The organism is Clostridium sp. MB05, assembly GCF_046581255.1.
In the GTDB taxonomy this organism is placed as follows: Bacteria; Bacillota; Clostridia; order Clostridiales; family Clostridiaceae; genus Clostridium.
Genome location: NZ_CP174370.1, coordinates 162,501 through 175,000, shown reverse-complemented (window position 1 = coordinate 175,000; position 12,500 = coordinate 162,501). Strand labels below are relative to the sequence as shown.

Below are 12,500 nucleotides of genomic sequence, written 5' to 3'. Positions count from 1 at the left end.
TCCTCGAAATAGCTTTAGGGCTAGCGTCGGATATGAGTAATGGAGGTAGAGCACTGAATGGGCTAGGGGGCATATCGCTTACCGAACCTTATCAAACTCCGAATGCCATATACTATGAGTCCGGCAGTCAGACTGCGAATGATAAGATCCGTAGTCAAAAGGGAAAAAGCCCAGATCGTCAGCTAAGGTCCCAAAGTGTAAGTTAAGTGGTAAAGGATGTGGGATTTCTAAGACAACTAGGATGTTGGCTTAGAAGCAGCCACTCATTTAAAGAGTGCGTAATAGCTCACTAGTCGAGAGATCCTGCGCCGAAAATGTCCGGGGCTCAAACTTACCACCGAAGCTACGGGTTCAAGTTTAACTTGAGCGGTAGAGGAGCGTCGTAATCGGGCTGAAGTCGTACCGTAAGGAGCGGTGGACTGATTACGAGTGAGAATGTTGGCATTAGTAGCGAGATGTAAGTGAGAATCTTACAGGCCGAAAATCTAAGGTTTCCTGGGGAAGGCTCGTCCGCCCAGGGTTAGTCGGGACCTAAGCCGAGGCCGAAAGGCGTAGGTGATGGACAATTGGTTGATATTCCAATACCACTATTATCGTTATTATCGATGGTGTGACGGAGAAGGATAGGATGTGCTAGCGATTGGAAATGCTAGTCTAAGCATTTAGGGAGTTAAGACAGGAAAATCCGTCTTAGCAATTCTGAGGTGTGATGGGGAAGGCCAATTTGGCTGAAGTATCTGATTCCATGCTTCCAAGAAAAGCATCTAGAGAGAGAAGTAGTGCCCGTACCGCAAACCGACACAGGTAGATGAGGAGAGAATCCTAAGGCCATCGGAAGAATTGCAGTTAAGGAACTAGGCAAATTGACCCCGTAAGTTCGCGAGAAGGGGTGCCTGCGAGAGCAGGCCGCAGAGAATAGGCCCAAGCAACTGTTTAGCAAAAACACAGGTCTCTGCTAAAGCGTAAGCTGATGTATAGGGGCTGACGCCTGCCCGGTGCTGGAAGGTTAAGGGGAACACTTAGCGCAAGCGAAGGTGTGAACTTAAGCCCCAGTAAACGGCGGCCGTAACTATAACGGTCCTAAGGTAGCGAAATTCCTTGTCAGGTAAGTTCTGACCCGCACGAATGGCGTAATGACTTGGGCACTGTCTCAACTGCAAATCCGGCGAAGTTGTAGTGCGAGTGAAGATGCTCGCTACCCGCGATTGGACGGAAAGACCCCGTAGAGCTTTACTGTAGCTTAGCATTGAGTTTCGATATTGTCTGTACAGGATAGGTGGGAGACTGAGAAGCTAGGGCGTCAGCCTTAGTGGAGTCATCCTTGGGATACCACCCTGACAGTATTGGGATTCTAACCGGACGCCATGAATCTGGTGACGGGACATTGTTAGGTGGGCAGTTTGACTGGGGCGGTCGCCTCCAAAAAAGTAACGGAGGCGCCCAAAGGTTCCCTCAGAACGGTCGGAAATCGTTCGAAGAGTGCAAAGGCAGAAGGGAGCCTGACTGCGACACCCACAAGTGGAGCAGGGACGAAAGTCGGGCTTAGTGATCCGGTGGTACCTCGTGGGAGGGCCATCGCTCAACGGATAAAAGCTACCTCGGGGATAACAGGCTGATCTCCCCCAAGAGTCCACATCGACGGGGAGGTTTGGCACCTCGATGTCGGCTCGTCGCATCCTGGGGCTGTAGTAGGTCCCAAGGGTTGGGCTGTTCGCCCATTAAAGCGGCACGCGAGCTGGGTTCAGAACGTCGTGAGACAGTTCGGTCCCTATCCGTCGCGGGCGTAGGAAATTTGAGAGGAGCTGTCCTTAGTACGAGAGGACCGGGATGGACTGACCTATGGTGCACCAGTTGTTCTGCCAAGAGCATGGCTGGGTAGCTAAGTCGGGAAGGGATAAACGCTGAAAGCATCTAAGCGTGAAGCCCCCCTCAAGATGAGATTTCCCATAGCATAAGCTAGTAAGACCCCTTGAAGAACACAAGGTTGATAGGTCAGAGGTGTAAGTGTGGTAACATATTTAGCTGACTGATACTAATAGGTCGAGGGCTTGACCAATAATTAAAAGATTTTGGCAATAATTCATGTGCAATTTTCAGAGAACACTCTGATATCTGGTGATGATGGCGTAGAGGAAACACTCCTTTCCATTCCGAACAGGAAAGTTAAGCTCTACAGCGTCGATGGTACTGCATGGGAAACTGTGTGGGAGAGTAGAACGTTGCCAGGTCATTAAAAAGACTTAAGAATTAAATTCTTAAGTCTTTTTTATTTGTTTTTATAAATTTATAAAAACAAATTATTAACAATTTTATAAAAATATTAAAAGAAATGTTAATAATTTTAGATATCTTGTGGATAATTATTTTAAGCATAACTATAAATCATATAGAAGGAGTTTAATCATTTACTTGGTTTGCTCCTATTTTTATTTACATAAAAAGTTTTACTAAGAATACTATTTAATAATTTTCATACATTTTAATATGGTATAAATTTTAAGTCATAGGAGAGGTTATTGTATGAGAGTATTAATGGTAGCATCTGAAGCAGATCCATTTATTAAGACAGGAGGACTTGGGGATGTGATTGGGGCATTACCTCAGGCATTAAATAATGAAGAAGTAGAAATAAGAGTTATAGTACCTAAATATAAAAATATGAATTATGGATTTAGTAAAAATTTAGAGTTTATAAAATATTTTTTTGTTGATGTAGGATGGAGAAGGCAATATTGTGGGATTTTTAATTGTATATATAAAGATGTAGAATATTACTTTATAGATAATGAATATTACTTTAATAGAGATAATTTATATGGATATTATGATGATGCAGAAAGGTTTATTTTTTTTAATAAAGCAGTTTTAGAATTTGTAAGAGAAATGAATTGGATACCAGATATAATACATTGTAATGATTGGCAAACTGGAATGATACCTGTTATATATAAATTTGAATATGAAAATAGAGACATGTACACAAATATAAAGACATTTTTTTCTATACACAATTTACTTTTTCAAGGAACTTTTTCACCAGAGATTTTACCAGAATTACTTGGGTATAATTATGAAGCATATTTCAATAAAAGCATAGAATTATATGGGGGAGTTAGTTTTATTAAAGGTGGTATTAATTATTGTGATCAGATAATTACAGTTAGTAATACTTATTCAAAAGAAATTCAGACTGCTGAATATGGAGAAAAGTTAGAAGGATTACTTAAGTATAAAAGTTGTGCTTTAAAGGGAATTTTAAATGGTATAGATTATGATGAGTATAATCCTGAAACTGATAAAAATATATATAAAAATTATTCTCTGCAAAATATAGGGGACAAGCAAATTAATAAAGAATGCTTACAAATGGAATTGGGATTACCTGTAAGCAAGGATATACCAGTTATTGGAATGGTATCTAGGTTAACTCATCAAAAAGGTTGTGATTTAATAATAAATGCTCTCGATAGGATACTACAAAAAAATATACAATTAGTTATTCTAGGTACTGGAGATAAAGATTATGAAGAAACTTTAAGTAAGTTCAATTATATATATCATGATAAGGTATCTGTAAATATAAAGTTTAACAATGAGCTAGCGCATAAAATATATGCTGGATCAGATTTGTTTTTAATGCCATCACTATTTGAACCGTGTGGATTAGGTCAACTTATAGCTTTGAGGTATGGCGCATTACCAATAGTAAGAGAAACAGGTGGGCTAAAAGACTCAATTTCTCCCTATGATCAATATAGTGGCTTAGGTAACGGTTTTGGGTTTAAAAATTATAATTGTAGTGAATTAATAAATATATCAGAATATGCATTAAATATTTATAATGATAAAAATATTTGGAGTTCACTTGTAGAACAGGCCATGAAATCTGATAATAGCTGGAAAAAATCAGCAAGAGAGTATAAAGAACTATATATAGATGTAATTAATAGATAATTTATCTTAGCGGAGGGAAAATTATGCTAGATATAAATAGAGATTCCTTGAAAAAGGATTATAGGAGAAAATTTTTAGAGATACATGGAAAAACATTAGAAGATGGTACAAAAGAACAACAATATGAGGCCTTAGGGGGGCTTGTTAGAGATTATATTGCAGAACAATGGTTAAATACAAATAACAGATATAAAAGTACTGGTGAAAAGCAAGTATATTATTTTTCTATGGAGTTTCTTTTGGGGAGATTACTAGGAGATTCTTTAATGAATTTAGGAATAAGAGAAATATGTAGAGAAGCTCTAAAGGATTTAAATATAAACTTAGATGAGCTTGAGAATTTAGAGCAAGATCAAGGACTTGGAAATGGTGGATTAGGTAGATTAGCTGCATGTTTCTTAGATTCAATGGCATCATTAAACATTCCAGGACATGGATGCGGCATAAGATATAAATATGGATTCTTTGAGCAAAAAATTATAGATGGGAAGCAAGTAGAAGTTCCTGATAATTGGTTAAGATCAGGGAATGTATGGGAAATACAAAAAAGAGATAAGGCTGAAGTAGTAAAGTTTGGTGGAGATGTAAAGGTTGAAACTGTAAATGGGAAGCTAATGTTTACACATGTAAACTATGAGCCTGTTTTAGCGATCCCATATGATACTCCTGTAGTTGGGTATAAAAATGAAGTTGTTAACACATTAAGATTATGGAGCGCTGAACCTGTTAGTAATGAGTTTGACTTCTCATCCTTTAGTAGAGGAGAATTTTTAAAAGCTATAGAGTATAAAAATTCAGTTGAATCAATATCTTTAGTTCTATATCCTGAAGATTCATTTTATGAAGGCAAAATGCTAAGGTTAAAACAACAGTACTTTTTTGTATCATCAGCATTACAAAGTATAATAAGATATTATAAAAAATATAATAATAATATACTTGAGTTAGATGAAAAAGTAGCAATTCATATAAATGATACTCACCCGACACTAGCTATACCAGAGCTTATGAGAATATTATTAGATGAAGAAGAATTATCATGGGAAGAGGCTTGGAGAATAACTCAAAATACAATTTCATATACAAACCATACTATTTTAGCAGAAGCATTAGAAAAATGGCCAATAAATATGTTTAAAAAAATATTGCCAAGAATATATATGATAGTTAAAGAAATAAATGAAAGATATTGTAAGGAATTATGGAATAAATATATAGGACAATGGGATAAGATATCCAGGATGGCTATAATTGGAGATGGATTTGTTAGAATGGCCAATTTAGCCATAGTGGGAAGCCATAGTGTAAATGGAGTTGCTAAGCTTCATACAGAAATACTTAAGAAAAAAGAAATGTCAGACTTCTATTATTTATATCCCAATAAATTTAATAATAAAACCAATGGAATAACTCATAGAAGATGGTTACTAAAAATTAATCCAGAATTGACGAATCTATTAAAAGAAACCATAGGTGAAGGATTTATAAGACATCCAATGGACTTAATTTCCTTCGAAAAGCACTTAAACAACAATAGCGTATTAGAAAAACTTCATAATATAAAGCTAAATAATAAAATAAAATTAGCTAATGATATATATAATTCATCAGGTATTCAAGTAGATCCTTATTCAATTTTTGATGTTCAAGTAAAAAGGATACATGCTTACAAAAGGCAAACACTTAATTGCCTAAGAATAATTGACTTATATAATAAAATAATAGAAAACCCTAATATGGATATAAATCCAAGAACATTTATTTTTGCAGGCAAATCAGCTCCTGGTTACTTATTGGCAAAGAATACAATAGAATTAATTACATCTATAGCTGATAAAGTAAATAATGATCATAGGGTAAAAGATAAAATAAAAGTTGTTATGATGGAAAACTATAGAGTTTCATTGGCTGAAAAAATAATTCCAGCAACAGATTTAAGTGAGCAAATATCAACAACTACAAAAGAAGCATCAGGCACATCTAATATGAAATTTATGATGAATGGAGCATTAACAATAGCAACTTTAGATGGAGCTAATATTGAGATAAAGGATGAAGTTAAAGATGATAATATAGTAATATTTGGGCTAACTGCAAATGAGGTTTTAAATTATTATAAAAATGGTGGCTATTCATCATGGGATATATATAATAGTGATTTTAGGATAAAAAGAGTTATAGATAGCTTAATTGATGGAACTTATTCATATGATAAAGAAAAATTTAGAGTAATATATGATAGCTTACTGAAATATAATGATGAATTTTTTGTATTAAAAGATTTTGATAGTTATATAAAAGCACAAATAAGAGTAAATCAATTATATAATAATAAGTATAATTGGCAGAAGATGTGTGGAGTAAATATAGCTCACTCAGGAATATTTTCGTCAGACAGAACCATAAAAGAATATGCTACTGGAATTTGGGGATCAGATGTACTATATAAAAATTTATAGAGAAGAGCATGTATTATATAAAGATTTTTAAATTATTAAAACACCTAGTAAATTTTTTTAGAATAAGAAGTTTACTAGGTGTTTTTTAAAAAATACTATTACATAACATATAACTAAAATCTTACTCATATTTATATAAAGAAATACTTTTAGAATTTAATAAAATTAATATATAACTAAGCTAAGGGAGTAGGATAGGATGGGTAAAAAAGAAATTGTAGCAATGATTTTAGCTGGAGGACAAGGATCAAGATTAGGAGTGTTAACCAAAAGATTAGCTAAACCAGCAGTGCCTTTTGGAGGGAAATATAGAATTATTGATTTTCCATTAAGTAATTGTTCTAATTCGGGTATATATACGGTGGGAGTATTAACTCAATATAAACCATTAGAGCTAAATGCTCATATAGGGATAGGAGCACCTTGGGACTTAGATAGGAGAGATGGAGGTGTAAGAATATTACCACCATATCAGGGTGAAAAGGGTGGTAAGTGGTATAAGGGAACTGCAAATGCTATTTATCAAAATATTGAGTATGTAGATAGATATGATCCAGAGTATATACTAATACTATCTGGTGATCATATTTACAAAATGAACTATGATAAAATGCTAGAGTTTCATAAGCAAAAGGGGGCAGATGCAACAATAGCTGTAATAGATGTATCAATAAAAGAGGCAAGTAGATTTGGAATAATGAACACAAGAGAGGACTTATCAATATATGAATTTGAAGAAAAACCAAATAATCCAAAGAGTACAAAAGCATCTATGGGGATATATATATTTAACTGGAGTGTATTAAAAAGACTTCTAAAAGATGATGAAAATGACATAAACTCTAGTAATGATTTTGGAAAAAACATTATACCAAATATGTTAAGTAAGAAAATGAGGTTAGTTGCATATCCTTTTGATGGATATTGGAAGGATGTAGGTACAATAAGAAGCTTATGGGAAGCTAATATGGATTTATTAAATATAGATAATAAATTGAGTCTATATGATAACGAATGGAAAATATATTCTGAGAACATAGCAAGACCAGCACAATATATAGGGCATAATGTAGAAGTTAAAGAATCTCTTATAGTTGAAGGGTGTAATATTCAAGGGAAAGTAAATCATTCAGTATTATTTCAAGGAGTAAGTATAGGTAAAAACTCCATAATTAAAGATTCTGTAATTATGCCTGATGCAAAAATAGAAGATGATGTAATTATAAACAAAGCTATAGTTGGAAGTAATGCAATAATAAGAAGAGGATGTAAAATCGGAGACGGTAATAAAATAGCTGTTATAGCTTCTAGAGAAGAACTTAAAAGTGGGACTACATTAGAACCAGCTGAAGTATTATAAGTTAGGAGGAAAATACATGAAAGATTGTATAGGAATAATAAATTTAGATGAAAGTGAAGAGAGAGTAAGAGAGCTAATTAGGTATAACACAATATCATCAATGCCTATAGCAGGAAGATATAGAATAATAGATTTCGTATTATCAAATTTAACTAACTCAGGGGTAGAGTGTATAGGCATATTTACAAAGAAGAAATCTTATTATCTTATGAAACATTTAAGTAATGGTAGACCATGGGATTTGCATAGAAAAAACAACGGATTAAGAGTTTTTAATTATAGCGAATATGATCCATTATATGATGATATACATGGATTTATAGAGAATATAGAATTTATAAAGTATAGTAGAAAAGAATATATAATAATAGCTCCTTCATATATGATTTGTAATATAGATTATAAAAAGGCTTTAGAAAATCATAAAAATTCAGGAGATGATATCACAATTATATATAAGAAACTAAATAAGATTAATGAAAAAATTTTAAATTGTGAAGAAATAAATTTAGATAAATCAGGAAAAGTAAAATCTATAGAAAAGATTAAGTATGGAAAAGAGAACACTAATATAAATATGGAAATGTATATAATGAAAACAAGTTTCTTTATAGATATAATAAAGGATAGCATAACTACTGGTTTATATAAGAAAGTGAAGGAGTATATAGTAGATAATATAGAAAATTTAAAAGTAGGATCATATGAATTTAGTGGTTATTTAGCTTGCATAAATTCAGTTAACGCATACTTTAATACAAATATGGAAATTCTAGATGAAAAAATAAACAAGGAATTATTTTATGATAATAATCCTATATACACAAAACAAAAGGATGAAGCTCCAACATACTATTCAAAAGAAAGTCAAGTTGATAATTCAATAATAGCAAATGGATCATATATAGAAGGTAAAGTAGAAAACTGTATAATTGGAAGAAAAGTAAAAATAAAAAAGGGAGCTATAGTTAGAAATAGTATTATAATGGAGAGTTGTATAATAGAAAATAACGCCATAGTAAATAATACTATATTAAATTTAGGAAATAAAATAAATGAGAATAATATTATAAATGGATATAATAATTATCCCGCTATAAATTAATAGATAGATATATAAAAACCATATATACTGAATTTATATGGTTTTTATAATTATCTTGTATAATACATAGAACAACTACTCCACACGTATCAATATAAGAAAAAAAGAGGAAAATAAATAAATTTATAGAAAAGTTATAAAAATAACTCTATTTTAAAAAATATACTTAGAATTAAAAATAAACAACATGATATTATATTTTATGTCTTCGGGCGAGAAACATTTTCATTAAACATTAGTAATATTAAAAATATTGATAAAAAATGTTTATAAAAAAATGTTGACAAATTAGCTTGAAGATAGTAAGATAAGAAAGTCGCTTGAGGGCGACGAAGAAAATGGTCTTTGAAAATTGAACAGAATATAAGTTAAGTAAACAAACCAGCAATTCTTTTAGACGTCTTAAAATTAAGACTCAAAGTAATTTGAGCAAAGAGATTAAACTTTTTATTGAGAGTTTGATCCTGGCTCAGGACGAACGCTGGCGGCGTGCCTAACACATGCAAGTCGAGCGAGGGGAGTTTCTTCGGAAACAAACCTAGCGGCGGACGGGTGAGTAACACGTGGGCAACCTGCCTTATAGAGGGGAATAGCCTTCCGAAAGGAAGATTAATACCGCATAACATTGCTTTTTCGCATGAAGAAGCAATTAAAGGAGAAATCCGCTATAAGATGGGCCCGCGGCGCATTAGCTAGTTGGTGAGGTAACGGCTCACCAAGGCGACGATGCGTAGCCGACCTGAGAGGGTGATCGGCCACATTGGGACTGAGACACGGCCCAGACTCCTACGGGAGGCAGCAGTGGGGAATATTGCACAATGGGGGAAACCCTGATGCAGCAACGCCGCGTGAGTGATGAAGGTCTTCGGATCGTAAAGCTCTGTCTTCAGGGACGATAATGACGGTACCTGAGGAGGAAGCCACGGCTAACTACGTGCCAGCAGCCGCGGTAATACGTAGGTGGCGAGCGTTGTCCGGATTTACTGGGCGTAAAGGGAGCGTAGGCGGATTTTTAAGTGAGATGTGAAATACCCGGGCTCAACTTGGGTGCTGCATTTCAAACTGGAAGTCTAGAGTGCAGGAGAGGAGAGTGGAATTCCTAGTGTAGCGGTGAAATGCGTAGAGATTAGGAAGAACACCAGTGGCGAAGGCGACTCTCTGGACTGTAACTGACGCTGAGGCTCGAAAGCGTGGGGAGCAAACAGGATTAGATACCCTGGTAGTCCACGCCGTAAACGATGAATACTAGGTGTAGGGGTTGTCATGACCTCTGTGCCGCCGCAAACGCATTAAGTATTCCGCCTGGGGAGTACGGTCGCAAGATTAAAACTCAAAGGAATTGACGGGGGCCCGCACAAGCAGCGGAGCATGTGGTTTAATTCGAAGCAACGCGAAGAACCTTACCTAGACTTGACATCTCCTGCATTACTCTTAATCGAGGAAGTCCCTTCGGGGACAGGATGACAGGTGGTGCATGGTTGTCGTCAGCTCGTGTCGTGAGATGTTGGGTTAAGTCCCGCAACGAGCGCAACCCCTATTGTTAGTTGCTACCATTAAGTTGAGCACTCTAGCGAGACTGCCCGGGTTAACCGGGAGGAAGGTGGGGATGACGTCAAATCATCATGCCCCTTATGTCTAGGGCTACACACGTGCTACAATGGCAAGTACAACGAGACGCAATACCGTAAGGTGGAGCCAAACTATAAAACTTGTCTCAGTTCGGATTGTAGGCTGAAACTCGCCTACATGAAGCTGGAGTTGCTAGTAATCGCGAATCAGAATGTCGCGGTGAATACGTTCCCGGGCCTTGTACACACCGCCCGTCACACCATGAGAGTTGGCAATACCCAAAGTTCGTGAGCTAACCCGTAAGGGAGGCAGCGACCTAAGGTAGGGTCAGCGATTGGGGTGAAGTCGTAACAAGGTAGCCGTAGGAGAACCTGCGGCTGGATCACCTCCTTTCTATGGAGAAATCTAGTAAGCAAGATGCTTATCTAGTATAAGTTTAGAAGAAGGTTTAAACTTAACTTCTGTTCAATTTTGAAGGACCAAAATCCTTCAATATAAGATTACGTTTGTAATCTTATTGTTCTTTGAAAATTGCACATGAATAAAAACAACTTTAATTAACAACGTTAATTGAGAAGTGACAACAAGCCAAAAATATTCTTTGTGAATAACTTTGTAATTTATAAAACCATAAAGGTCAAGCTACAAAGGGCACATGGTGAATGCCTTGGCATCAGGAGCCGATGAAGGACGTGATAAGCTGCGATAAGCTTCGGGTAGGCGCACATAGCCAGTGATCCGAAGATTTCCGAATGAGGGAACTCACATGGGAAACCCCATGTATTCTGTAGTGAATAAATAGCTGCAGAAAGGTAAACCTAGGGAACTGAAACATCTAAGTACCTAGAGGAAGAGAAAGAAAAATCGATTTTCTTAGTAGCGGCGAGCGAAAGGGAAAGAGCCCAAACCAGAGATTTATCTCTGGGGTTGCGGACAGAACATTAAATAAACTGATTTGTAACTGAAGACAACTGGAAAGTTGCTCCATAGAGTGTAATAGACACGTAAGTGAAACGAAGAAGTTTAGAGTTCTGATCCAGAGTACCACGAGACACGTGAAACCTTGTGGGAAGCAGGGACGGACCACCTCCCAAGGCTAAATACTACCTGATGACCGATAGTGAAGCAGTACCGTGAGGGAAAGGTGAAAAGAACCCCGGGAGGGGAGTGAAATAGAACCTGAAACCGTGTGCCTACAACCGGTCAAAGCCCCTTATGAGGGTGATGACGTGCTTTTTGTAGAACGAGCCAACGAGTTACGGTATGTAGCAAGGTTAAGTACTTAAGGTACGGAGCCGAAGGGAAACCGAGTCTTAATAGGGCGACTAGTTGCATGCCGTAGACCCGAAACCGGGTGACCTATCCATGGCCAGGTTGAAGCGGGGGTAAAACCCCGTGGAGGACCGAACCACGTTGCTGTTGAAAAAGCATGGGATGAGCTGTGGATAGCGGAGAAATTCCAATCGAACTCGGAGATAGCTGGTTCTCCTCGAAATAGCTTTAGGGCTAGCGTCGGATATGAGTAATGGAGGTAGAGCACTGAATGGGCTAGGGGGCATATCGCTTACCGAACCTTATCAAACTCCGAATGCCATATACTATGAGTCCGGCAGTCAGACTGCGAATGATAAGATCCGTAGTCAAAAGGGAAAAAGCCCAGATCGTCAGCTAAGGTCCCAAAGTGTAAGTTAAGTGGTAAAGGATGTGGGATTTCTAAGACAACTAGGATGTTGGCTTAGAAGCAGCCACTCATTTAAAGAGTGCGTAATAGCTCACTAGTCGAGAGATCCTGCGCCGAAAATGTCCGGGGCTCAAACTTACCACCGAAGCTACGGGTTCAAGTTTAACTTGAGCGGTAGAGGAGCGTCGTAATCGGGCTGAAGTCGTACCGTAAGGAGCGGTGGACTGATTACGAGTGAGAATGTTGGCATTAGTAGCGAGATGTAAGTGAGAATCTTACAGGCCGAAAATCTAAGGTTTCCTGGGGAAGGCTCGTCCGCCCAGGGTTAGTCGGGACCTAAGCCGAGGCCGAAAGGCGTAGGTGATGGACAAT

General features: G+C 36.7%; 4 protein-coding genes and 4 rRNA genes (2 of these 8 cut by a window edge). All 8 read left to right on the top strand.

The window, feature by feature from the left end; translation table 11 throughout:
• Positions 1-2,056, top strand: a 23S ribosomal RNA gene (locus ACH36K_RS00850) (it extends 850 nt beyond the left edge of the window).
• Between the two features lie 55 nt (positions 2,057-2,111).
• Positions 2,112-2,228, top strand: a 5S ribosomal RNA gene (rrf, locus tag ACH36K_RS00845).
• Positions 2,229-2,520: 292 nt separating this feature from the next.
• Positions 2,521-3,954 (top strand): glycogen synthase GlgA, encoded by a 1,434-nt coding sequence (glgA, locus tag ACH36K_RS00840; protein ID WP_411169162.1) that lies wholly within the window; start codon positions 2,521-2,523, stop codon positions 3,952-3,954.
• Positions 3,955-3,977: 23 nt separating this feature from the next.
• Positions 3,978-6,413 carry a glycogen/starch/alpha-glucan phosphorylase gene (locus ACH36K_RS00835; protein ID WP_411169161.1) on the top strand — a complete coding sequence of 812 codons (2,436 nt, stop codon included), beginning with the start codon at positions 3,978-3,980 and terminating at the stop codon, positions 6,411-6,413.
• Positions 6,414-6,612: 199 nt separating this feature from the next.
• The gene (locus tag ACH36K_RS00830) at positions 6,613-7,773 is read left to right on the top strand and encodes a glucose-1-phosphate adenylyltransferase (protein WP_411169160.1); all 1,161 of its coding nucleotides are present in this window, start codon (positions 6,613-6,615) and stop codon (positions 7,771-7,773) included.
• Positions 7,774-7,789: 16 nt separating this feature from the next.
• Positions 7,790-8,878: a glucose-1-phosphate adenylyltransferase subunit GlgD gene (gene glgD / locus ACH36K_RS00825; protein WP_411169159.1), complete on the top strand. Its 1,089-nt coding sequence runs from the start codon at positions 7,790-7,792 to the stop codon at positions 8,876-8,878.
• 446 nt (positions 8,879-9,324) lie between these two features.
• Positions 9,325-10,840 (top strand): 16S ribosomal RNA (locus ACH36K_RS00820).
• Between the two features lie 242 nt (positions 10,841-11,082).
• Positions 11,083-12,500: ribosomal RNA gene (locus tag ACH36K_RS00815) — 23S ribosomal RNA — on the top strand; it runs 1,489 nt beyond the window's last position.
• The 16S and 23S rRNA genes sit together here, the layout of an rRNA operon.

Bases quoted from the DNA above. Each gene is read 5' to 3' on its own strand.
- ACH36K_RS00830 (WP_411169160.1), top strand. From the start codon at position 6,613: ATGGGTAAAAAAGAAATTGTAGCAATGATTTTAGCTGGAGGACAAGGA.
- glgA (WP_411169162.1), top strand. From the start codon at position 2,521: ATGAGAGTATTAATGGTAGCATCTGAAGCAGATCCATTTATTAAGACA.
- ACH36K_RS00835 (WP_411169161.1), top strand. From the start codon at position 3,978: ATGCTAGATATAAATAGAGATTCCTTGAAAAAGGATTATAGGAGAAAA.
- glgD (WP_411169159.1), top strand. From the start codon at position 7,790: ATGAAAGATTGTATAGGAATAATAAATTTAGATGAAAGTGAAGAGAGA.